At 60.8% G+C, this 21,819-nt stretch carries 20 protein-coding genes; 6 read left to right on the top strand and 14 right to left on the bottom strand.

The genetic code is table 11. The features are described 5' to 3' along the window. Positions 1 to 62 precede the first annotated feature (62 nt). The 8 genes from ACVDG9_RS00695 to ACVDG9_RS00660 form a co-directional block, all read right to left on the bottom strand. Positions 63 to 1,163, bottom strand: a complete 1,101-nt coding sequence (locus tag ACVDG9_RS00695) for an extracellular solute-binding protein (protein ID WP_022999202.1) — start codon at positions 1,161 to 1,163, stop codon at positions 63 to 65. Between the two features lie 81 nt (positions 1,164 to 1,244). Continuing rightward, positions 1,245 to 2,339, bottom strand: coding sequence for an ABC transporter ATP-binding protein (locus tag ACVDG9_RS00690; protein WP_022999203.1), 1,095 nt, complete (start codon positions 2,337 to 2,339; stop codon positions 1,245 to 1,247). Positions 2,340 to 2,822: 483 nt separating this feature from the next. Next, entirely contained in the window at positions 2,823 to 3,923 is a 1,101-nt protein-coding gene (locus ACVDG9_RS00685) for a branched-chain amino acid ABC transporter substrate-binding protein (RefSeq protein WP_031268732.1), read from the bottom strand. A 146-nt stretch (positions 3,924 to 4,069) separates the two neighbouring features. Next, positions 4,070 to 4,438, bottom strand: a complete 369-nt coding sequence (locus ACVDG9_RS00680; RefSeq protein WP_022999205.1) for a DUF6867 family protein — start codon at positions 4,436 to 4,438, stop codon at positions 4,070 to 4,072. A gap of 9 nt (positions 4,439 to 4,447) precedes the next feature. Then, a complete protein-coding gene (locus ACVDG9_RS00675; protein WP_022999206.1) occupies positions 4,448 to 5,179 on the bottom strand; it encodes an ABC transporter ATP-binding protein in 732 nt (243 codons plus the stop codon). Next, positions 5,176 to 6,021 (bottom strand): ABC transporter ATP-binding protein, encoded by an 846-nt coding sequence (locus ACVDG9_RS00670; RefSeq protein WP_022999207.1) that lies wholly within the window; start codon positions 6,019 to 6,021, stop codon positions 5,176 to 5,178. The genes ACVDG9_RS00675 and ACVDG9_RS00670 overlap by 4 nt, the downstream gene beginning before the upstream one ends. Then, positions 6,018 to 7,352 carry a high-affinity branched-chain amino acid ABC transporter permease LivM gene (gene livM, locus ACVDG9_RS00665; protein WP_031268733.1) on the bottom strand — a complete coding sequence of 445 codons (1,335 nt, stop codon included), beginning with the start codon at positions 7,350 to 7,352 and terminating at the stop codon, positions 6,018 to 6,020. Before livM ends, ACVDG9_RS00670 begins: the two co-directional genes overlap by 4 nt. Positions 7,353 to 7,355: 3 nt before the next feature. Beyond that, positions 7,356 to 8,291, bottom strand: a complete 936-nt coding sequence (locus ACVDG9_RS00660) for an ABC transporter permease subunit (protein ID WP_022999209.1) — start codon at positions 8,289 to 8,291, stop codon at positions 7,356 to 7,358. A gap of 287 nt (positions 8,292 to 8,578) precedes the next feature. Here ACVDG9_RS00660 and ACVDG9_RS00655 point away from each other — a divergent pair, with 287 nt between their 5' ends. From ACVDG9_RS00655 to ACVDG9_RS00645, 3 genes are all read left to right on the top strand, one after another. Then, positions 8,579 to 9,487: a substrate-binding domain-containing protein gene (locus ACVDG9_RS00655; protein WP_447237060.1), complete on the top strand. Its 909-nt coding sequence runs from the start codon at positions 8,579 to 8,581 to the stop codon at positions 9,485 to 9,487. Positions 9,488 to 9,533: 46 nt separating this feature from the next. Continuing rightward, positions 9,534 to 9,998 carry a tRNA (N6-threonylcarbamoyladenosine(37)-N6)-methyltransferase TrmO gene (tsaA, locus tag ACVDG9_RS00650; RefSeq protein WP_022999211.1) on the top strand — a complete coding sequence of 155 codons (465 nt, stop codon included), beginning with the start codon at positions 9,534 to 9,536 and terminating at the stop codon, positions 9,996 to 9,998. 99 nt (positions 9,999 to 10,097) lie between these two features. Then, a complete protein-coding gene (locus tag ACVDG9_RS00645; RefSeq protein WP_447237059.1) occupies positions 10,098 to 12,212 on the top strand; it encodes a 3-hydroxyacyl-CoA dehydrogenase NAD-binding domain-containing protein in 2,115 nt (704 codons plus the stop codon). A 108-nt stretch (positions 12,213 to 12,320) separates the two neighbouring features. Here ACVDG9_RS00645 and ACVDG9_RS00640 read toward each other — a convergent pair whose 3' ends face one another. The 6 genes from ACVDG9_RS00640 to ACVDG9_RS00615 all read right to left on the bottom strand — a co-directional run bounded on the left by ACVDG9_RS00640 (position 12,321) and on the right by ACVDG9_RS00615 (position 18,744). After that, positions 12,321 to 13,364, bottom strand: coding sequence for a phosphotransferase family protein (locus tag ACVDG9_RS00640; RefSeq protein WP_447237058.1), 1,044 nt, complete (start codon positions 13,362 to 13,364; stop codon positions 12,321 to 12,323). Positions 13,365 to 13,584: 220 nt separating this feature from the next. After that, positions 13,585 to 14,820 carry an acyl-CoA dehydrogenase family protein gene (locus ACVDG9_RS00635; protein ID WP_152504923.1) on the bottom strand — a complete coding sequence of 412 codons (1,236 nt, stop codon included), beginning with the start codon at positions 14,818 to 14,820 and terminating at the stop codon, positions 13,585 to 13,587. Between the two features lie 9 nt (positions 14,821 to 14,829). Beyond that, positions 14,830 to 15,816, bottom strand: coding sequence for an NAD(P)H-dependent flavin oxidoreductase (locus ACVDG9_RS00630; RefSeq protein WP_447237057.1), 987 nt, complete (start codon positions 15,814 to 15,816; stop codon positions 14,830 to 14,832). After that, the gene (locus tag ACVDG9_RS00625) at positions 15,810 to 16,307 is read right to left on the bottom strand and encodes a MaoC family dehydratase (protein ID WP_447237056.1); all 498 of its coding nucleotides are present in this window, start codon (positions 16,305 to 16,307) and stop codon (positions 15,810 to 15,812) included. Before ACVDG9_RS00625 ends, ACVDG9_RS00630 begins: the two co-directional genes overlap by 7 nt. Continuing rightward, positions 16,308 to 17,126, bottom strand: a complete 819-nt coding sequence (locus ACVDG9_RS00620; RefSeq protein ID WP_447237055.1) for an SDR family oxidoreductase — start codon at positions 17,124 to 17,126, stop codon at positions 16,308 to 16,310. Continuing rightward, positions 17,116 to 18,744, bottom strand: a complete 1,629-nt coding sequence (locus ACVDG9_RS00615; RefSeq protein ID WP_447237054.1) for a long-chain fatty acid--CoA ligase — start codon at positions 18,742 to 18,744, stop codon at positions 17,116 to 17,118. The genes ACVDG9_RS00620 and ACVDG9_RS00615 overlap by 11 nt, the downstream gene beginning before the upstream one ends. A gap of 184 nt (positions 18,745 to 18,928) precedes the next feature. On the opposite strand from ACVDG9_RS00615, the gene ACVDG9_RS00610 reads away from it, so the two are divergent. The 3 genes from ACVDG9_RS00610 to ACVDG9_RS00600 are packed head-to-tail and all read left to right on the top strand — an operon-like array spanning position 18,929 to position 21,783. Then, entirely contained in the window at positions 18,929 to 19,876 is a 948-nt protein-coding gene (locus tag ACVDG9_RS00610; RefSeq protein ID WP_370200328.1) for a glycosyltransferase family 2 protein, read from the top strand. Beyond that, a complete protein-coding gene (locus ACVDG9_RS00605) occupies positions 19,866 to 20,927 on the top strand; it encodes a glycosyltransferase (protein WP_447237053.1) in 1,062 nt (353 codons plus the stop codon). Before ACVDG9_RS00610 ends, ACVDG9_RS00605 begins: the two co-directional genes overlap by 11 nt. Before the next feature lie 37 nt (positions 20,928 to 20,964). Beyond that, positions 20,965 to 21,783 (top strand): FkbM family methyltransferase, encoded by an 819-nt coding sequence (locus ACVDG9_RS00600; RefSeq protein WP_447237052.1) that lies wholly within the window; start codon positions 20,965 to 20,967, stop codon positions 21,781 to 21,783. Positions 21,784 to 21,819: the final 36 nt, after the last annotated feature.

The raw sequence follows: 21,819 nt of genomic DNA, 5'->3' as shown, positions 1-21,819 counted from the left end.
GCCTCACCCGGACCGGTTTCTCATCTGTTCGCGTTCATCCGAACGCGAACAGCATCAGTTGATTACTGGGCCAGCCACGCCTGGAACTTGGCGTCGATGTCGTCCCGGTAATCCGCCCACCACTCGTAGTTATAGAGGAAGGTGTTCTTGGCGTTGTTCGGGTCGGTCGGCATGTGCGGAGCCATTTCGATGCCGAGGTCGGCGTGCTTGCCAACCAGCGGTGCCGAGGACTTGCGAGCCGGGCCGTAGGAGATGTACTTCGCCTGATCCGCCAGACGCTGGGTGTCGGTGGCGTATTTGACGAAGTCCTTCACCATGGCGAGGCGGTCTTCCGGAAGACCGGCCGGGATGATCCAGCCGTCAAGGTCGAACACCTGAGCGTCCCACAGCATCTTGACCGGCTGCTTCTGCTCTTCGATCAGGGAGAACAGACGGCCGTTGTAGGTGGAGCCGATCACGACTTCCTTGTCGGCCAGAAGCTGCGGGGTTTCCGCACCAGCAGACCACCACACGACGTTGTCCTTGATGGTGTCGAGCTTCTTGAATGCCTGCTCCTGACCTTCTTCGGTCTCAAGAACGTTGTAGACTTCTTCCTTCGGCACGCCGTCGCACAGAAGAGCCCATTCCATGTTGTTGATCGGACGCTTTTCCAGCGAGCGCTTGCCCGGGAATGTTTCCAGATCGAACACGTCACAGATGTCGTCCGGCTCCTTGCCGTTCCATTCCGCAATGTCGGAACGATAGCCGAAGGTGGTGGAGTAGACGATCTGCGGAATGAAGCACTCGGAGACCAGCAGGTCGCCGAAGTCTTCAGAAGCCTTGGTACCGTCCGGTGCATCGGCAAGGTCGGTGTCCGGATCGATTTCCAGTGCCAGGCCTTCGTCGCACAGACGGATCGCGTCGGAAGCAACCACGTCGACCAGATCCCACGTGATGTTGCCGGCTTCGTTCATGGCGCGCAGCTTGGCGACAGCCTCGTTCGAAGACTCGTCCCAGATCACGTTGATGTCGGAGTTTTCCGCGACATACGGATCGGCGTAGGCGTTTTTCTGGGAGGCCTGATAGGCGCCGCCCCAGGAAACGATGGTCATGTCCTTCGCCATGGCCGCGCTGCCGGCAAATGCCAGAGCGGTGCCTGCGAGAATTACAGTTTTGAGCTTCATGTGAGTTAGCTCCCTCTTTTAGGATTTAACGGATTTTTCCGTTGTGGTCGCTGGCGGCCGGTTGCCGGCCGCCGGGCGATTTCAGACAACCGCATCGAGCGCTTTACAGTCGTTCAGCGCCCAGCCGACGCGGACTGTCTCGCCGACGGCGAGTTTGCGCTTTTCTCCGCGGTTGCGAACCTTGACGATGAACTCGTCGTTGCCGCCCACGTTCATGCGAACGCGGATATGGTCACCGAGGTAGATGAGCTCCTCGATCCGGCCGTTGACCAGATTGTCCATCGTGTCATGGGTGTCGAACTCCACCCGTTCCGGCCGCAGGGACAGGGTCGTCCTGTCGCCGACGGCGGACACGTTGACCTTGTCAGCCTTAAGCTTAGTGCCGTCATCGAGTTCAACAAGGCACTCAGAGCCGTTGATCTCGACGACCTTGCCATTCAACTTGTTGTTTTCACCGATGAACTGGGCGACGAAGGAATTCTTCGGATCTTCATAGAGATCGTCCGGCGTCGACAATTGCTGGATGACACCATCGTTGAACACAGCCACGCGGTCCGACATGGTCAGTGCTTCGGTCTGGTCGTGGGTCACGTAGACGACGGTGACGCCCAGGTTCTCGTGAATGTGCTTGATCTCGTACTGCATCTGCTCGCGCAGCTGCTTGTCGAGCGCACCGAGCGGCTCGTCCATCAGCACCAGCTCCGGATCGAACACCAGGGCACGGGCCACTGCGACGCGCTGCTGCTGACCACCGGAGAGCTGTGCCGGACGGCGGTTGCCGAACGAACCGAGCTCGACCATCTCGAGAGCCCGCTTGACCTTCTCCTGCTGGTCAGCCTTGCCGACACCGCGCACCTGAAGCGGAAAGGCGAGGTTCTCGGCCACCGTCATGTGCGGAAACAGGGCGTAGTTCTGGAACACCATGCCGATGCCGCGCTTGTGCGGGGGCACGTTGTTGATCGGACGGTCGTTCAGGTAGATTTCGCCATGCGTTGCCGGTTCGAAACCGGCCAGCATCATCAGGCAGGTGGTTTTGCCGGAACCGGACGGGCCGAGCATTGTCAGGAATTCGCCCGGCGGAATATCGAGATTGAGGTTCTTTACGACCAGGGTTTCCCCGTCATAGCTCTTTTGAACGCTGTCATACTTAACAGCAGCGCCCCGTGTGTTCGCCATTGTGTCCCCAAGTCAGCTTCTATCATTATTATTAGACGCACGACCAATAACCTCCAGGTAACCTCTGTTCCTGAAGAGCTATCGATGTGTGCGAACGCGCATAGAAAAACAAAATTACTGCCTTTTGGAAAGGGGTTATGAAAAAAATTTGGATATTTTTTAGTCAGGCGCCGACTTAATATTTTGCAGCGCGGTATGAAGCCGTATTTTTTACTCAAGAAGAAGCGCCCGAAGAAAGAAATATCTTTCTCCGGGTTCGGCAATCTTTACTACACAACGATGTTCTTTGTTGTGCCTCTAGAAGAGTTTCGCGCAAGCCAACTTGCACCAATAGCCGTAGAACGTCACGGAATGCTCTGGCTGCGTCATGCGGAAAATAGCGCGACAAGGGAGACGCGGGCACCGTGCGGGCAACAAAAAACCCCGCCCGGCAACTGCCGGACGGGGCCTGACGCTAAGCATCAACCTTGCAGCTAATACGGCTTATTTGTAGTCGTACTGGCCGTCTTTCCACTCGTACCAGACGTAGCCCGGCAGGGTGACGTCGCCCTTGTCGTCAAAGGAGAGGTCGCCGAGAACGGTCTTGAAGTCGCCGTCGTTCAGGGCGCCGACAACGTCGTCATACTCGGTGGAGCCGGCAGCTGCGGCAGCTGCTGCCCAAGCCTGGATGGCGGCGTAGGTGTAGAGCGCGTAGCCTTCAGCGGTCTTGCCGGCGTCTTCAAGTGCCTTCACGACCGGAGCAGCTTCCGGGTTCTTGCGCGGGTCCGGAGAGAAGGTCATCAGAGTGCCTTCGCCAGCCGGGCCGGTGATCGACCAATATTCGTCGGTCACGAGTGCATCGCCGGAAACGAGAACGGTGCTCATGCCCTGGTCGACCATCTGACGCTTCATCAGGCCGGCTTCGGTGTGGTAACCGCCGACGTAGAGAACGTCGATGTTTTCCGACTTCAGCTTGGAAACCAGCGCGGTGTAGTCCTTTTCACCGGCAGTGTAGGCTTCGTAGAGGGTTTCGTTCTTGCCGGCAGCGTTCATGACTTCCTTGGTGGCATCGGCGAGGCCTTTGCCATAGGCAGTCTTGTCGTGAACGATGGCGATGTTCTTGTCGCCGAATTCCTCTGCCAGATAGGTACCGGCAACCTGACCCTGCTGGTCGTCACGACCGCAAACGCGGAAGGTGCCCGGGCCCGGACGTTCGTCGGTGAACTTCGGGTTGGTGGAAGCCGGAGAAATCTGGACGATACCTTCTTCCGCGTAAACGGCGGATGCCGGGATGGAAGAGCCCGAGCAGAAGTGACCGGCCATGAAGACCACGCCCTTACCGACCATCTGGTTGGCAACGGCAACAGCCTGTTTCGGGTCGCAGGCATCGTCGCCCACTTCCAGCACCAGCTGTTCACCATTGACGCCGCCAGCTGCGTTGATGTCCGCCACGGCCTGCTCGGCACCGGCTTTCATCTGCGCGCCGAAGGAGGCGTACTGGCCGGTCATCGGGCCTGCAGTTGCGATCACGATGTCTGCAAAAGCGGCGGTGGACATGGCCACACCGGCAACTGCAGCAACGCTAGCCAAAAGATACTTTTTCATCATCAACTCCCCTGGTTCCAGTTATCTGGACCACTTGGAATGGAAGCCCGTGCTTCCGTTTTGGCCGGGCCAGGGACGATTCTTGTTGTTTTTCGTCCATTCCCAGCCGGTTCCCCATCGGTGCGGAAAACGCACCTCCGGAATTCTCAATCCTTGGCGTATTTGTCCGTCTGGCCGGTCTTCAACCGCCAACTGAAGGGACTCGTCTTTTCGTAAAGCCAGACATACTGCGTCGTCATCTGGTTGGTGCGTGTATACCGCCATCCCGCCAGGCCGATTGCAAGCAGAATGAGATAGTCTACAACCAGATAGTGCACCGACAGTAGCGTTCCGTCGAACAGGGCGAAGGTCAGGAACCTGATCGCCAGGCTCAACAGGAACACAAACCAGAACAGCACATAAAGCGGCCGCCAGGTGTTGGCACAGGCACGTCCCGTCATCCAGGCCGCGCCGCCGCCAAGGCAGCACAGCAGGACGAGAAACACGCCGAAACTGGTCTGATAAAGAATACCCATAGCGCGCTCCTAGTGTCTTCCGCCTTCGAGATAGGCCGCCTGCACGTCCTCGCGGGCGAGCAGTTCCTTTCCGGAACCCGACATGGTGATCTTGCCGTTCACCATCACGTAGGCCCGGTGTGCCAGTTTCAGCGCATGATAGGCGTTCTGTTCCACCAGGAAGACGGTGAGACCGTCGCTCTGGTTGAGATCCCGGATAGCATCGAAGATCTGTTTCACGATCAGCGGTGCAAGGCCGAGAGACGGTTCGTCCAGAAGCAGAAGACGCGGGTTGGACATCAGGGCCCGGGCGATCGCCAGCATCTGCTGCTCACCGCCCGAAAGCGTGCCGCCGCGCTGGTTCCGGCGCTCCTTGAGGCGCGGAAACAGGTCGAAGGCGCGCTGAAGTCCTGCTTCCAGATCGTGGTTGCCGGCCATTTCTGCACCCATGATCAGATTTTCCATCACGCTCATGCGCGGGAAGATGCGCCGCCCTTCCGGAGACTGCGCAATCGACTTGCGCATGATCTGGTGGGTGGGCATGCGGGTGATGTCTTCGCCATCGTAGATGACCTGGCCGGAGCTGGCCTGCGGCGTGCCGCAGATGGTCATCATCAGCGTCGACTTGCCGGCGCCGTTGGCCCCGATCAGGGAGACGATCTCGCCCCGGTCGACGGTCAGATCGACACCGCGCAGCGCGATGATCTTGCCGTAGTGGGTCTCGACGTTCCTGACTTCCAGGAGGTGGTTGGAGGTTGTCATATGCCGACCTCCTCTTCCACGGCGTCGACTTCTTCGTCCGGTACGCCCAGATAAGCGGCGATCACCTTCGGATCGTCCTTCACTGCGGCCGCCGTGCCGTCGGAGATCTTCTCGCCATAGTCCAGAACCACGACGTGATCCGAAATTTCCATCACAACGCTCATGTCGTGTTCAATCAGAAGGATAGAGGTGCCGTGCTCCTTGCGGATGTACTGCAGGAGCGCGTTCAGTTCGCCACTTTCCTTGGGGTTCAGACCTGCAGCCGGTTCGTCCAGACACAGCAGCTCCGGACCGGAGCACATGGCCCGGGCAATTTCCAGACGGCGCTGGTCGCCGTAAGGCAGGTCAGCGGCCGGGGCGTCCGCCCGGTCGATGAGCGCGGTCTTTTCCAGCCAGTAACGCGCCTTTTCGACTGCCTGACGCTCTGCCTTGCGGAAGGTTGCCAGACCGAAGATACCCGCAAGCGAATAGCCCGAAGCCAGCATCAGCGGATTGTGCTGCGCGACCATCAGGTTCTCCAGAAGGGTCATGCCGCCGAACAGGCGGATGTTCTGGAAGGTACGGGCGACCTTGGCTTTCGCAGAGATCTGGAAATCCGCCATGCGCTCGAGCAGGTAATGCTCGCCGTTGGTGCGGTTCATCACGACCCGCCCTTCGGTCGGCTTGTAGAAGCCGGTAACGCAGTTGAAGACGGTGGTCTTGCCGGCGCCGTTCGGGCCGATCAGGGCGGTGATGTCACCGCGCCCGACATTGAACGACAGATCGTCGATGGCGACCAGGCCGCCAAAGCGCATGGTCAGATGCTCGATCGTCAGGACAGGGTTTGTATCCCAGGAGCTCATCCGTGGCCCTCCTGAACGAGGTCGGCACTGATGCCCTTGGCCTTCTTGCCGCTGAGGGTTATCGACGGCATGCGGGTGGAGATGAGGCCGCGCGGTTTCCAGACCATGATGACGACCATCAGAAGCCCGAACACCAGCATGCGGTATTCTTCCAGTCCGCGGAAGAACTCGAAACCACCGATCATCACGACTGCGGCGATGACGACACCGATCTGGCTGCCGAGACCGCCGAGAACGACGATCGCCAGGATGACCGCGGATTCGATGAAGGTGAAGCTTTCCGGCGAGATGAAACCTTGCCGGGTGGCGAAGAACGAACCCGCGAAACCGCCGAACATCGCACCGAGCGCAAAAGCGGTCAGCTTGGTGTTGGTGGTGTTGATGCCGAGCGAGCGGCAGGCGATTTCATCTTCGCGCAGGGCTTCCCAAGCCCGCCCGACCGGCAGCTTGCGCAGACGCATGGTCACGAAGTTGGTGACCAGAGCCATGATCAGGATCAGATAGTAGAGGAAGATGATGCGGTGAATGGAATTGTATTCCAGACCAAAGGTGTCGGCGAAGCCGCCCGGGCCGCGCTCGAATTCGATACCGAAGAAGCTCGGCCGCGGAATGCCGGAGATACCGTCCGGGCCACCGGTGAAGTCATACCAGTTGAGCAGGACCACCCGGATGATTTCCCCGAAGGCCAGCGTCACGATGGCAAGATAGTCCCCCCTGAGACGCAGCACCGGGAAGCCCAGGATGATACCCCAGAAAGCGGCCAGGATGCCGGCGAGCGGCAGACAGATCCAGAAGGAGAAGCCGAAATACTGGGCCAGCAGCGCGTAGGAATAGGCACCGACCGCGTAGAAGGCGACGTATCCCAGATCAAGCAGGCCGGCGAGACCGACCACGATGTTCAGGCCCCAGCCGAGCATCACGTAGGTGGTCACCAGAATGGCAAGGTCGAGATACTGGCGCGACCCGCGCGATCCATAGGCCGACATCAGCAGGAACGGCAGGACCACAGCCAGGATCAGAAACACCGGCATCGCGAACTTGCCGAGTTTGGCAAGGGGCTTGGCGCTCGGCAGGAAACCTTTCGCCGTTTCGGTGACCGGCTTGTCGGCCTTCCAGACGAACAGGTTGAGGAGCAGCCGCCCACCGAAGACGATGGCGACTGCAATGGCAACGGCTGCCCAGCGGTATTCAATGCCGAGCTGACCGCCAAGGCCGCTTGCGACCTCGGCTTTCATGCCGATCAGGACACCGAACAGGGCAAGCGCGATCGCACCCCCGGCCGCCGCATCCTTGAGCGACACCATGAAGAGGTTCTCAGATTTTGCTGACATGGATCAGACCTTCTCCACTTCCGGCTTGCCGAGCAGGCCTTCGGGCATGAAGATCAGCACGATCGCCAGGATCGAGAAGGCGGCAACGTCCTTGTATTCTACCGAAAAATAGCCGGACCAGAAGGTCTCGATGAGGCCGATCAGCAACCCGCCGAGCATGGCACCCGGCAGCGAGCCGATACCGCCAAGAACCGCAGCGGTGAAGGCTTTCACGCCGGCCAGGAAGCCGATGTAGAAGTCGATCACGCCGTAGTAGAGCAGGAACATCAGGCCGGCGACGGACGCAAGGCCTGCGCCCATGACGAAGGTCAGCGAGATCGTCCGATCGACGTTGACACCGACGAGCGACGCCATCTTGCGATCCTGCTCGCAGGCGCGCTGCGCACGGCCCAGAGAGGTCTTGTTGATCAGGAAGGTGAAGCCGACCATCAGAACAACGGTCACCACGATGATCAGGATCTGCGTGTAGGACAGCTGCACGATGAAGCCGGTTCCGTCCGGCCCGCCGTCGCTCAGCGTGAAGCCCCCGGAGATCAAGGGCTGCAGAGGCTTGTTGCGCGCGCCCTGCGAGATCTGAACGAAGTTCTGAAGCGTGATGGAAGCGCCGATCGCGGTGATCAGCGGCGCCAGGCGGAAGGAGCCGCGCAGAGGGCGGTAGGCGATCCGCTCGACCGTCCATCCCCAGGCCGCCGTCAGGGCCATCGAAATGACCAGGACACCGATCAGCGCCAGAATGAGGAGCGCCACTGGCAGGCCTGCCGTGATGCCGAAAGCGACGATGAAGATCAGCGCGATGAAGGCGCCGACCATGAAGATGTCACCATGGGCGAAGTTGATCATCCCGATGATGCCGTACACCATCGTGTAGCCAATGGCGATCAGGCCGTAGATCGACCCTAGCGTCACGCCGTTGATCAGCTGCTGTAGAAAGTAATCCATATTCTTTTTGTTACCCCCGGAAGCCATTGCTGCTTCTTTGAACGAGGCATTTTTGCCTTCATTAAAGCTTCATTAGCAAGTCACGCGAGGTGAGACAATTCCTCTCGTATCCGGCAAAAGATAAAAATAAAAGATTTCCTCTTTTCGAACTTTGAGGAAATTTATTCCACTTTTTAAAAAATCAGGTCAGAAAAATCCGGCCCGGGCGGTACGGTTTCCTTTATCCGTCAAACCGACCAGGCGAAGTCTTTCCGGACAGTCTTGTCTCTCCGGAAGTTCCTCCGATAATGTCCCTTGAATCAATCATGGGCAACACCTTGCACGACACCGGCACACAGCAGCTTCAGTTCCTGACCACGAAGGAAGTGGCCGACCTTTTGCGGGTCAAGGAACGCAAGGTTTACGACCTTGCCGCGGCCAACGAGATCCCGCATCGGCGAATCACGGGCAAACTCCTGTTTCCCGCAGCCGAACTGCGGTCCTGGATCGAAGGTCCGACTGCCGCCGCAACACCGGAACGCCCGGGCGTTCTGGCCGGATCACACGACCCCCTGCTGGACTGGGCGGTTCATGCTTCCGATTGCGGACTGGCCATGCTGTGCAACGGCAGCGCAGACGGTCTGAACCGCTTTGCCGCCGGAGACGCCGCCCTTGCCGGCCTGCATCTGCCGGAAGAAAACGGCTGGAATGTCGCGTCAGTCAGCGAACTGGGCCTGAAGGACGCGGTCTTGATCAGCTGGGCATCCCGCAAACGCGGCCTTCTGGTTTCCCGGGAAGCTGCACCGACTGTTCGATCCGTTGCCGATCTGAAAGGCAGGCGCGTTGCCATGCGCCAGCCGGGCACCGGCACTGCCCTCCTGTTTTCCAGATTGCTTGCCGATGCCGGCCTGAGCGAAGCAGATCTGACCACCGGCCCTGCCACCGCCCACACGGAAAACGATGCGGCGTCGGCCGTTGCCGCCGGTGAAGCCGATGCCGCGCTCGGCATCGAAACCGCGGCAAGACCTTTCAAGCTGGCCTTCGTGCCGCTGGCCGAGGAATGCTTCGACCTGCTTATCGACCGGCGCTCCTTTTTCACCCCGCCTGTTCAGATGCTGTTCGAATTTGCACGAACGTCAGAGTTCCGGGACAAGGCCGCGGCGCTCGGCGGTTATGACCTGGCCGGCCACGGCGCCGTCCGCTGGTTGTCCGCTTGACCCGCGCCGCCTTCAGTGTTCCGGCATATATTCAGGAAAGACAACGATGAGCGATATCCGCCCGCATGAAATTTCGGTTCCGATCCAGGAACCGGACGATGCAAGGCTCTTCTTCATCGGCAGGATCCACACCCCTTGGAAGGACCGCAAGGATTGCCCGCGCCAGGGCAAGGTGGACGGACCAGAGTGCCGGATCGAGATTTTCGAGCCCTGGGTCCCGGCACTGAAGGGCATCGAAGAATACGACAGGATTGAACTGCTTTACTGGCTCGACAAGGCCCGGCGGGACCTCATCGTCCAGAACCCGGCACATAGCGACAACATTTTTGGCACGTTTGCCCTGCGCTCGCCCGTCCGGCCGAACCCGATTGGCACCGTTCTGGCAAAACTCGTTTCCGTCGATGGTCCGAACCTGATCGTGCGCGGGCTTGACTGCCTCGACGGCACCCCGCTTATCGACCTGAAACCTGACCGCTGTGCTTTCACACCGAAAGCACCGCCGAAGGACTGAACACTTCACTTGCCCTCTTCGGTCACCTTGACAAGCTCTGCCCGGACCTGACAATCCGGCCCAAAATTCGCGCCTCGACTGGCGCCCTGGGAGGAATTCATGCCTACGGAAACCCCTACCGGCGAAACCGGTATCAACGACGTCGTCTCGATCGAGATCAACGGCTCTGTCGGCCTCATCGCTCTCGACAATCCGCCGGTGAATGCTGCCTCCCACGCGATCCGCTCCGGCTTGTGGCAGGCAGTGGAAACCCTGCAGCAGACCGACGGCGTTGAGGTGATCGCGCTTTATGCGAAGGGACGGACCTTCATTGCCGGTGCCGACATTCGCGAATTCGGCAAGCCGCCGCTCGACCCGTGGCTGCCCGAACTGTGCAACTTCATCGAAAGCGCCTCCACGCCGATCGTCTGCATCCTGCACGGCACCACGCTTGGTGGCGGCCTGGAAGTTGCCATGTCGTGCCACGCGCGCGTCGCCTTGACGGGATCCAAGGTGGGCTTGCCGGAAGTGACGCTCGGCATTCTGCCGGGCGCCGGCGGCACCCAGCGCGCCCCCCGGCTTGCGGGCATCGCAGTGGCTCTCGACATGATCACCAGCGGCAAGCCTATGGGTGCCGACGAGGCCCTGGCCAACGGCCTGATCGACCGGATCGTTGAAGGCGATCCGCGTGACGTTGCCCTCTCCTCCGCCAAGGATCTTCTGGCCGGTGATCTGCCGAACCGCAAGACGGGCGATCTGACCGCCGAACCGGATCCCGCCGCCATCGAGGCGATGCGGGCAAAACTCGCCAAGAGCCAGCCGCTGCTGTTCTCACCGCACAAATGCGTCGATGCCGTCGAAGCCTGCCACCTGCCGATCCGCGACGGCATGAAGGAAGAGCGCCGGCTCTACGAGGAATGCATGGCAAGCCCCCAGCGGGCCGGCCTGATCCACGCCTTCTTTTCCGAACGCGCCGTCACCAAGATCCCCGAAGCCACCGCGACCGCGCGCGAGATCAACTCTGTCGGCGTCATCGGCGGCGGCACCATGGGCTCGGGCATCGCAACTGCCATCTTGCTGGCCGGCCTGCCCGTAACCTTGACCGAACGCGACCAGGACGGACTTGACCGCGGTGTTGCGACGATCACCAGGAACCTTGACGGTGCGGTCAAACGCGGCAAGCTTTCGGAAGCTGGCCGCGACGACATTCTGGCCGCGAAACTCGGCACCTCGACGGATCTTGGCGCGTTATCGGATGCAGATCTCGTCATAGAGGCCGTTTTTGAGGACATGGGCGTCAAGCGCGACATCTTCCAGACGCTGGACAAGGTCTGCAAGGCGGGCACCGTGCTTGCCTCGAACACATCCTATCTCGACATCAACGAGATCGCCGCGACGACCTCCCGTCCGCAGGATGTCATCGGCCTGCATTTCTTCTCGCCCGCCCATGTGATGCGGCTTCTGGAAGTGGTGGTTGCCGACAAGACCGGCGCCGATGTGGTTGCGACCGGCTTCGCGCTGGCCAGGAAACTGAAGAAGATCGCCGTGCGCTCGGGCGTCTGCGATGGCTTCATCGGCAACCGCATCATGACCTTCTACAAGAAGGCCGCCGATTACATGATGATGGATGGCGCCTCGCCGGAACAGATCGACACGGCCATGCGCGGCTTCGGCTTTGCCATGGGGCCCTATCAGGTGGCCGACCTTGCCGGGCTCGACATTAGCTGGGCCGCCAACAAGCGCCGCGCCGCCACCAGACCCGCCGAGGAACGCTATATTCCGATAGCCGACCGACTTTGCGAGAACGGCTGGTTCGGGCGCAAGACCGGTCAGGGTTTCTACATCTACGATGATCAGGGTTCCCGGCCGAACCCGGAAGCGCTCGCGATCATCGACGCGGAACGGGAGAAGGCCGGTGTCACGCCGCGCAGCTTCACGGAAGATGAAATCGTCAGCCGCTTCATGACCGCGATGATTTCCGAAGCCGTGCGCGTTCTGGAGGAAGGCATCGCGCTTCGCCCCATCGACATCGACGCCGTCTTCCTCAACGGCTACGGCTTCCCGCGTTTCCGCGGCGGCCCGCTGCACACGGCAGATGTCATCGGCGCGGGTGAACTGGTTCGCCGGATCGAAGAGTATGCCAAGGAAGACGCCTACTACTGGAAAGTCCCGGCTCTCCTGCGGCAGATCGCCGAAACTGGTGGAACCTTTGCGGAGATGAACGCGAAGGGGTGACCAAGGGTGGCAAGCTGCGCCGCTGCGCGCGGTGTTGATGGGGAAAAGCATACGCCACCACACAAGTTGTCACCCCGGACGAGCCTCTTGCGGCTTTCTGGAGGGAGTCTAGCCTTGTCGGGCCGCCTTCAAGCCGCCAGCGGCGTAGTGCGGAACGCTCTCGCCCAGCTTCAGACCGAGCTCCGGGTTGGAGGCATTTCCGTCGAGGGCGCGTTTCTTGACGCCCTGAAGGATCGCCCCCATGCGGAAGAAGGCGAAGGCCAGGTAGAAACCGAAACCCGGAATGCCGGTGAGCCCCATGCGGGCGCAGTATGCGTCGATGAAGTCCTGGTCTTCCGGAATGCCCAGCGACTTCCGGTCAACGCCGGCCAGCCCCCGGCCTTCGGTCCCGGGCGGGTGCTGCCACTGCATGATCAAGGCTGCCAGATCGGCAAACGGATGGCCGATGGTCGACAGTTCCCAATCGAGCACGGCAACGCAGGCTGGCCCATCTACCGCGAACAAGAGGTTGTCGATGCGATAGTCGCCATGCACCAGCGTGCGCCGTCCGTCGTCTTCGGGCACATTGGCGTCTAGCCAGGCAATGAGTTCGTCCATCGCGGGAATAGGGCCGGTTTCACTTGCCCGGTATTGCTTGGTCCAGCGGTCGATCTGGCGGCGGTAGTAATTCCCGCCGGGGCCGTAATCGGCAAGCTCGCGCGCTTCCAGATCAATGCCATGGATGGCCGCCAGGACGCGGTTCAGCTCGTCGAAAATGCCGCGCCGTGTTTGCGGATCCAGATCCGGCAAACGCGGTTCATCGAAATTGCGGCCCCGGACGAGATCCATGACGTAGAACGCAGACCCGATCACGCTGTCGTCCTCGCACAGAACATGCACGCGTGCGACCGGCACATCCGACCCGGCCAGCGCCTTTTGCACACGGAACTCACGCTCGACCGCGTGCGCTGATTTCAGCAGCACGCCGGGTGGTTTGCGGCGAAGGACATAGTCACCAGACGCTGCGCTGAGCCGGAACGTGGGGTTGGACTGCCCCCGGTTGAACTTCTCGGCCTTGAGCGGGCCCTTGAAGCCGGGAAGGGCCCCTTCCAGCCAGCTACCTAAGGCCGTGAGGTCGAGGTCCGTGCCCGGGGTCATGAGCGGGACGCCCATGTGGTGAAACCCATTCCTTGAACCAGTCCATCGGCCGCTTTCTTCCCCACCTCTTCATCCTGAGGAAGCGCGCAGCGCTGTCTCGAAGGATGGGCGGCAAACTCTGGAGCAAGGGGCCCATCCTTCGAGACGCCGCAAGGGCTGCTCCTCAGGATGAGGAGGTGGGGCGGTAAGGCGTCGTGGCGGTCGCTCCTGATTGAAAGCTGGAGAAAGTCCATCGTCACAGCTTCCCGTTGGAATATTTCCGCAGCTCCGTGCGCGCTACCTGGCGACGGTGGACGGCGTCGGGACCGTCGGCAAAGCGAAGAGTGCGCAGGTGTGTCCACATGGCCGCCAACGGAAAGTCCTGGCTGATGCCGGCGGCGCCATGCACCTGCATGGCCTCGTCGACCACCTTCAGGGCGGTGAGGGGCGCCACCACCTTGATCTGACTGATCCACGGCTGCGCGGCACGGGTGCCCTGTGTGTCCATCACCCAGGCTGCCTTGAGGCAGAGCAGACGGGCCATTTCAATTTCCATGCGCGCATTGGCGATGATGTCGTAGTTGGCGCCAAGATCCATCAGCTTCTTGCCAAAGGCTTCCCGGCCCATGGCTCGCTTGCACAGAAGTTCCAGCGCCTTTTCCGCCTGGCCGATGGCCCGCATGCAATGGTGAATGCGGCCCGGACCGAGGCGTCCTTGTGCAACCTCGAAACCCCGACCTTCACCCAGCACGAGGTCTTCCTGCGGCACCCGCACATTGGTGAAACGGATATGCATGTGGCCGTGCGGCGCATCGTCGGCGCCGAAGACATGCATCGGCCGCAGCACTTCGATGCCCTCGGCATCCGCCGGGATCAGGAACATGGAATGGCGGCTGTGCTTGTGGGCGTCCGGATCGGTTGCGGCCATGACTATGTAGAGCGCGCAGCGCGGATCGCCCGCACCCGTTGCCCACCACTTGTCGCCATTCAGCACCCAGGCATCGCCATCGCGCACAGCCGTCAGCGCGATGTTGGTGGCATCCGAGGAGGCAACATCGGGTTCCGTCATCAGGTAGGCCGAGCGGATATCGCCCCGAAGCAGAGGCTTCAGCCACTTTTCCTTGTGAGCCTCGGTGCCGTAGCGCTCCAGCACTTCCATATTGCCCGTGTCGGGGGCATTGCAGTTGAAGACTTCCGCGGCAATGCCGACCTTGCCCATTTCCTCGGCCAGATAGGCGTATTCCACGGTCGTCAGGCCGAAGCCCTTTTCGCTGTCCGTCAGCCAGAAATTCCAGAGCCCGCGTTCCTTGGCCGTGGCCTTAAGGCTGTTCAGAATTTCAAGCTGGCGCTCCGTCATCCGGAACCGATCACCGGACGGGTGACGGCCGACTTCCTCGTGATATTCCCGGTCGAGAGGGGCGATTTCGGTTTCCACCATCTGGCGCACCTGCTCGATCAGCGGCCGCACCCGGTCGGTCATTCCAAGATCCATCACTTCCCCCTAACAGATATCGGCGCGCAGCCGCTCAATGGCGGCGCGGTATTCGGTTTCCAGGCGCTCGACCACGGCGGCTGCCGGCCCGACGGACTTGATCGCGCCGATGCCCTGACCAGCGCCCCAGATTTCCCGCCAGGCCTTCGGCTTGGGACTGTCGTCCGGCATGACGCTGACATCCCACTCGTCCGGCAAATGATCGGGATCAAGACCTACCTTGCGAATGGAACCTTTCAGGTAGTTGGCCGGATGTCCGGTAAAGAGCGAGGACGTCAGCACGTCCTCGGCCCCGCCTGTGACCATCATGTCCTTGTAGGTCCGGTCCGCGTTGGCTTCCTCCGTCGCAACGAAAGGCGAGCCGACATAGCCAAAATCGGCGCCCAGAACGCGTGCCGCCAGCAGCGCTTCGCCGGTGGAGATGGCCCCGCCCAGAAGCAGCGGGCCGTCGAACCATTCCCGGATCTCGCGCACCAGCGCGAAAGGTGACTGCGGGCCACCGTGACCACCTGCCCCTGCCGCGACCGCAATCAGCCCGTCGGCGCCTTTTTCGACGGCCTTTTTTGCGTAGGTGTTGTTGATGACATCATGCAGGGCGATGCCGCCGCAGGAATGGGCCGCCTCGTTCACCTCGACACGCGCGCCCATGGACGTGATCCAGACTGGCACCTTCCACCGCGTGCAGATTTCGACATCCCGCTCCAGTCGCTCATTGGACCGGTGGACGATCTGGTTGACCGCGAAAGGCGCGGCAGGCCGATCCGGATTTTCCTGGTTGTGCCGGTCCAGCGCTTCGGTGATCTCCTTCAACCAGGCTTCCAGAACAACCGGACCGCCAGGCTCGTCCCTTGCGTTGAGGGCCGGAAAACTGCCGACAATGCCGGCCTTGCACTGGGCAATCACCAGCTTCGGACAGGAGACGATAAAGAGTGGTGCCGCAACAGCCGGAAGCCTCAAGCCCTGCAGAGCCTTGGGAAGGGATCTTGCCTTCAACATGATTTGTCCGCCTCTTCTTCCAGGTAGAACCTGTTCAGCCATTCGGCGACCAGCGCAGGCCGCTTGCCGTTCTCGATCTCCACCGTCGACTGCCAGACGATATCAACCTCTAGCGGTTTCGGCCTTGAAAGACGGGCGAGGACAAACCGCCCGCGGACCCGGCTGCCCACCTTTACGGGTGCAAGAAAACGCACCTTGTCGAAACCGTAATTGATGCCCATCGTTGCGCCCTTGATCTTCGGCTGGGCTTCAACCCCCATCGCGGAGAGGAGCGACAGCGTCAGAAACCCGTGCGCGATCGTACCTTCAAAAGGTGTTTCCGCCGCCCTTTCAGGATCAACATGGATGAACTGGTGGTCGTGCGTCACCTCGGCAAAAGCGTCTATCCTGGCCTGGTCGATCAGGTACCAGGAAGACACGCCGACCTCCGTTCCGACAAGCGTTTCCAGCTCGCTTGCGGCAAGGGTGCGTGACAGCGTATCAGCGCTCACTCAATAGGCCTCCTGGAAGAGGTCTGGCCCGGTTTCCACATTGATGCCACCGCTGATGGGCAGGATGGCGCCGGTGATATAGGCCCCGCCTCGCCCGCACAGATATTGCATGGCGGCTGCGATATCCTCCGGCCGGCCGACACGGCCGAGTGGCACCTGGGCTCCCACACGCGAGCGGACATTCTCGTCCGCCGTTGCAAAGGCCGTCATGTTGCTGACGAAAGGTCCCGGGGCCAGCGCATTGACTGTGATGCGCCGTGCCGCCAGCTCTTTGGCAAGGATCCGCGTCAGATGATGAACAGCAGCCTTGGATGCCGCATAGCTGTAGGCCCTGTCGCCATGGGCCGTTTCCCCCATGACCGAGCCGACGTTGACGACCCGTGCAGGATCGTCGTCGCTCGCGCCAGCTTCCAGAAGCGGCAAAAGGCCTTGCGTCAGCTGGAACAACCCGGTGACATTCACCCGCATCACCCGTTCCCAGGCGTGATAGGGAAAGTCGCCAAGCGGCTGGCCCCAGCTTGTGCCGGCATTGTTCATCAGAATTTCCAGGCTGCCGGTGCGCTTGCCGATTTCGCCCACCAGCGCCGCAACACCTTCTTCCGTTGCAACGTCCCCGGCAAAGCCTTCGGCCTTTCCCGAATAGCCGAGCGCGTTCAGCTCTTCGGCAGCCCCCTGGCAGGCTTCCAACTTGCGGCTGGCGATCATCACCCGCGCACCCGCGGCCATCAGCCCCTCGGCGGCCATGCGGCCGACCCCGGTCGCGCCACCCGTGACCAGTGCCGTTTTGCCGCCAAGGCCGAACAAGTGATCAGGCGTCATGCGGTGCCTCCGGGAACTGTTTTCTTAAGGTGAGTTTCGACACCTTGCCCGTTGCCGTCATCGGCAATGCATCGACGAAGACGACGTCATCCGGCACCTGCCACTTGGCGACCCGTTCCGCCAGATGGCAGAGGATCTCCTCCTTCTGCGGCTGCGCTTCCTCCGACGGCTGAACGATGAGCAGCGGACGCTCGTCCCACTTGGCGTCGGGTATCGCGATCACCGCGCAATTCGCCACGCCCGGATGAGACATGACGATGTTTTCCAGATCGAGCGAGCTGATCCATTCGCCGCCCGACTTGATGAGGTCCTTGGAACGGTCCGTAATCGTCAGGAAGCCTTCAGGACTGATGGCGGCGATATCGCCGGTGCAGAACCAGCCTTCCTTGTCGAACACGGGTTTCGAGGCTTCCGGATCCTCGTAATAGCCGGAAGTGATCGTGTTGCCGCGCACATAGAGATGGCCCGGGGTCGTTCCGTCATGCGGCAGGCGATTGCCGGCATCATCGACGATCTTCATGTCGACACCGAAGATCCGCCGCCCCTGGCTCTGCTTCCTGTCGATACGCTGGTCGAACGGCAGATCCGCCATCTCCGGCGGCAGGTTGCACTGGGTGCCGAGCGGGCTCATCTCCGTCATGCCCCAGGCATGGCAGACATTGACGCCCTGTTTTTCGAAAGCCTCGATCAGAGAGCGCGAGGCAGCCGATCCGCCAACGACGATATCGCCGAAGCCTTCGGGAATGCGGCCGCGCTGGCGGATCTCGTTCATGAGACCTATCCAGACAGTCGGCACACCCCAGGCGGAGAAGACCTTTTCGCGGTCCATCAGGTCGAACAGGCTTTTGCCGTCCAGTGCGCCGCCCGGAAAAATCAGGCTGGAGCCGGAAAGCGGCGCGCCATAAGGCAGGCCCCAGGCATTGACGTGAAACAGCGGCACCACCGGCAGGATGCGTGAGCCCTCGTTGAGGACCCGGGGAATGGTGACACACATGTCGTAAGCATGCAGCACCGTGGAGCGATGCGAATAGAGCGTGCCCTTCGGATTGCCTGTCGTGCCGGAAGTGTAACAAAGCCCGGCGGCCTGGTCCTCGTCGAAATCCGGCCAGTCGATTTCACCCGGCTGTCCGTCAAGGATTTCCTCGTAACAGAGCACACCTTCCAGTGTCGTTTCGGGCATATGCGCACGATCCGTCATGATGACGATCCGCAGATCTGCCGGAAAATGCGGCCGAAGTTTTTCAACGATCGGCGCGAAGGTGAGATCAACGAACAGCACCCGGTCCTGGGCGTGATTGACGATATAGATCATCTGTTCCGCTGAAAGCCGCGGATTGATGGTGTGGCAGATGGCGCCGATGCCGGAAATTGCATAATAGAGCTCGAAATGGCGGTAGCCATTCCAGGCAAGTGTCGCCACCCGGTCGCTTTCAGCGATGCCGAGTGCCTTCAGGCCATGAGCCAGCCGGGCGATCCGGCCGGCGGTTTCCTTGTAGGTGGTGCGATGAATGTCGCCTTCCGTTCTCACGGACACGATCTCACCGGCCGGATAGGTATCCGCTGCAAAGGTGATGAGGTCCGCGATTTTCAGCGGACGGTGCATCATCATTCCCTTCATGTGTTTCCTCCCAGAACACGGCCGCTACATACGGTCCCTCAAAGGGTTGAAGGGGAAGCCTAGCGCGCGGCCGACGCGCTGGAAAGGTCAATTTCCTCAGATGGCTTTTCCCGAAACCCTTTGACAGCGGCAGGCACATGCGCCAAACCCTGCCCAACCCAAGAGGAATGGTAGAGACCCCTTCATGACCCAGAAACTGGTCATTGCCGTTTGCACCGCGCAGCGGCCGAAAATGCTGCAGGCGTGCCTGGATAGCCTCGACAATCTGATCGCGCCCGCGAACACGCAGATGGCGATCGTCGTTGTGGAAAACGATCCCGTGCCGCATTTCACAGGAGCTGCAGCAGAAGATGTGAAGAAGAGGCTGTCTCTGCCGGTTTTCTTCCATCATGAAAAACGCAAGGGCATCCCCTTTGCCCGCAACACGGCCTTGGAAGCGGCACTGGAACACGCCCCGGACTGGGTGGCGCTGATCGATGACGACGAACGCGCAGAACCGGACTGGATCGAGAAACTTCTGGCCGCCTGCGTGGAACACAAGGCCGAAGTCGCCAACGGCCCCGTGCGCCGGATTTATGAAAAGCCGGCCCCGCACTGGTGGAAATCGCAGCTCCTGAAGCCGCGGCCGACCGGCTCGATCATCACCGAAGCGCCAACCAACAACGTGTTGCTGAGCGGCCGCATCATCTCCCGGGACGGTCTTGGCCTGCGGTTCGACGAACGCCTGACCTTCGGCAGCGAGGATATCGACTTCTTCCGCCGCACCCATGCGGCCGGCGCAAAGATGATCTGGGTGGATGATGCCTTTGTCGAGGAGGACATTCCGGCCTCGCGCGTCACCACCGGCCGCCTGCTGAGCCGCATGCACATGGCGGCAACCTCCGGCGCGTTCAACATCGTGCTGCGCGAAGGCCGGCTGAAAGCCGCCCTGCATTTCATTCCCAAAAGCCTGCGGCGCATGTTCTTCGGCCTCTTGGCGACAATCGTCGGTTTCGTGCTGAAACCCTTCGCCAGAAAGCGCGGCGAGAAACTCTTCTACTATGGCCTGATCCGTCTCATGAAAGGCTCCGGCAACCTGCGCGGACTTCTGGGCCGGGCGCATAACTACTACGATGTGATCGATGGTCACTGACACGCAGATGCAGCCGAAAAAACTCGCCCACATTCATCTTGGCGTTGATGGCGGGGCAGAACGGTTCTTCGTGCGCCTGACAGGCGCCCTTGCCCGGCGGGGCGTGGAGCAGATCGCTTTCATCCGAAAGGACCGGCCCTGGCGCGATGACCTCGCCAGACTCTGCGATGTGCGCGAAATGACCTTCAGCCGCTCGCACCTGAAACGCCATGTCATCCGCTGGGACATTGCTCGCCAGATCAAGGCATTCGGCGCGCGTTCCACCATGGGCTGGATGAGCCCGGCCAGCAAATGGATGCCGAAACCCGGCCCGAACATGCGCACCTTCCTGCGTCTTGGCGACTGGCCGGACGGCTTCCACACCTATGGCAATGTCGAGGACCTGATCGGCAACACGCCGGAGATCATTCGCCAGGCCATCGAAATGGGCTGGCCTGCGGAACGTGCCCATGTGATCAGCAACTTTGTCGATCCGTTGCCCGCGGATCTGAAGCCGGTCGACCGGGCGGACTACAACACGCCCGAAGACGCCACGGTGCTGATCCACCTTGGCCGCTTCGTCGAACGCAAGCGCTTCGACCTTGCCATTCAAACTGTCGCCGGCCTGCCGGAGACCGTTCATGCCTGGCTGATCGGCGACGGCGAGCTGATGTCCGACATGAAGGCCCTGGCATCAAACCTCGGCGTTCAGGACCGCGTCCACTTTCTCGGCTGGCAACGCGACCCCTCGCCTTTCCTGAAAGCTGCCGATATCCTGCTGTGCCCGACCGACGAAGAACCGCTCGGCAACGTTGTCCTGGAAGGCTGGACCGCCGGGCTGCCCGTTGTCGCAACCGCCTCGCCCGGCCCAAGCTGGCTGATCGACCACGGCAAGACCGGGCTGCTGTCGCCCTGCGGGGATGTCGACGGGCTGGTGGGGTCGGTCAAACAGCTGCTCGGCAAGCCGGATCAGGAAAATGCATTGGTTGACGGTGGCAAACGCCGCCTTGAAGGCCAGTTTTCCGAAGACGCCATTTGCAAGACCTATTCCACGCTGCTTTTCGAGAGCTGACACCGATTACCGCAAGGCAACCCACGCAGGCGCGAACATGAAAAAGAAAAAAAGATTATACAATTTCATCGTCCGTCACCCGAACCGGCAGACCTTCGCAAAGCTTTTCAATTGGTATGTCACGTTCTCGAATGCGCTGCGGAGCAAGAAGCGCTGGAACATCAAGGTTGTTTCAGATGAGCCGGTCTTCCGCGTTCGGGACGATAAGGGCCAGGAGATCTCCTTTCTTCACAGCGAACGCGTCGGCTTCTACCGTTACGGTGTTCAGCCGAGAACCAAGGGCCTTCTGGACGACTATTTCATCGACCCGGCAATGATTTCAGACGGCGACGTTGTCATCGATTGCGGCGCGAACATAGGCGAGATCGGCCTCGGATTGCGCCTTGAAGGCAAGTCCGTCCGCTATATCGCCTTCGAGCCCGGCCGGGACGAGGCCGCCTGCTGCAAGCTCAACAACCCGGGCGGCACTGTCGAACAACGCGCCCTGTGGCACGAAAAGACGACACTCAAATTCTATGAGAAATCGGACACGGCCGATTCCTCCCTCATCGAATTTTCCGGCTACGGCTCTGTTGTTGAGGTGGAAACGACGACTCTCAACGACTGCTGCGAAGAAAACGACATCCGCTCGATCAAACTCTTGAAGATCGAAGGCGAAGGCGCCGAGCCGGAAATCCTGAAAGGTGCCGACAAGATCCTGGACCGCGTCCACTACATCTGCGTCGACTGCGGCCCCGAACGCGGCCTCACCAAAGACCCCACCCTGCCAGCCGTGTGCCATTTTCTGGTCGAGCAGGGGTTCAGGTTTGAGAAGATTTCAACGAAGAGATTGACGGCGTTGTTTGTGAGACACTAGCAATAAGATAAACAGATATTGAAGTATACATTAGCG

The organism is Roseibium sp. RP-7 (assembly GCF_053005225.1).
The sequence above is the reverse complement of the archived record's forward strand: the minus strand, read 5'-3'. Positions and strand labels throughout refer to the sequence as shown.

Excerpts from the sequence above, each read along its gene's own strand:
- ACVDG9_RS00645 (WP_447237059.1), top strand. The coding sequence starts at position 10,098 with ATGCCTACGGAAACCCCTACCGGCGAAACCGGTATCAACGACGTCGTC.
- ACVDG9_RS00610 (WP_370200328.1), top strand. The coding sequence starts at position 18,929 with ATGACCCAGAAACTGGTCATTGCCGTTTGCACCGCGCAGCGGCCGAAA.
- tsaA (WP_022999211.1), top strand. The coding sequence starts at position 9,534 with ATGAGCGATATCCGCCCGCATGAAATTTCGGTTCCGATCCAGGAACCG.
- ACVDG9_RS00695 (WP_022999202.1), bottom strand. The coding sequence starts at position 1,163 with ATGAAGCTCAAAACTGTAATTCTCGCAGGCACCGCTCTGGCATTTGCC.
- ACVDG9_RS00675 (WP_022999206.1), bottom strand. The coding sequence starts at position 5,179 with ATGACAACCTCCAACCACCTCCTGGAAGTCAGGAACGTCGAGACCCAC.
- livM (WP_031268733.1), bottom strand. The coding sequence starts at position 7,352 with ATGTCAGCAAAATCTGAGAACCTCTTCATGGTGTCGCTCAAGGATGCG.
- ACVDG9_RS00690 (WP_022999203.1), bottom strand. The coding sequence starts at position 2,339 with ATGGCGAACACACGGGGCGCTGCTGTTAAGTATGACAGCGTTCAAAAG.
- ACVDG9_RS00605 (WP_447237053.1), top strand. The coding sequence starts at position 19,866 with ATGGTCACTGACACGCAGATGCAGCCGAAAAAACTCGCCCACATTCAT.
- ACVDG9_RS00615 (WP_447237054.1), bottom strand. The coding sequence starts at position 18,744 with ATGAAGGGAATGATGATGCACCGTCCGCTGAAAATCGCGGACCTCATC.
- ACVDG9_RS00635 (WP_152504923.1), bottom strand. The coding sequence starts at position 14,820 with ATGGATCTTGGAATGACCGACCGGGTGCGGCCGCTGATCGAGCAGGTG.
- ACVDG9_RS00640 (WP_447237058.1), bottom strand. The coding sequence starts at position 13,364 with ATGGGCGTCCCGCTCATGACCCCGGGCACGGACCTCGACCTCACGGCC.
- ACVDG9_RS00655 (WP_447237060.1), top strand. The coding sequence starts at position 8,579 with ATGTCCCTTGAATCAATCATGGGCAACACCTTGCACGACACCGGCACA.
- ACVDG9_RS00680 (WP_022999205.1), bottom strand. The coding sequence starts at position 4,438 with ATGGGTATTCTTTATCAGACCAGTTTCGGCGTGTTTCTCGTCCTGCTG.
- ACVDG9_RS00600 (WP_447237052.1), top strand. The coding sequence starts at position 20,965 with ATGAAAAAGAAAAAAAGATTATACAATTTCATCGTCCGTCACCCGAAC.
- ACVDG9_RS00685 (WP_031268732.1), bottom strand. The coding sequence starts at position 3,923 with ATGAAAAAGTATCTTTTGGCTAGCGTTGCTGCAGTTGCCGGTGTGGCC.
- ACVDG9_RS00670 (WP_022999207.1), bottom strand. The coding sequence starts at position 6,021 with ATGAGCTCCTGGGATACAAACCCTGTCCTGACGATCGAGCATCTGACC.
- ACVDG9_RS00660 (WP_022999209.1), bottom strand. The coding sequence starts at position 8,291 with ATGGATTACTTTCTACAGCAGCTGATCAACGGCGTGACGCTAGGGTCG.
- ACVDG9_RS00620 (WP_447237055.1), bottom strand. The coding sequence starts at position 17,126 with ATGACGCCTGATCACTTGTTCGGCCTTGGCGGCAAAACGGCACTGGTC.
- ACVDG9_RS00630 (WP_447237057.1), bottom strand. The coding sequence starts at position 15,816 with ATGTTGAAGGCAAGATCCCTTCCCAAGGCTCTGCAGGGCTTGAGGCTT.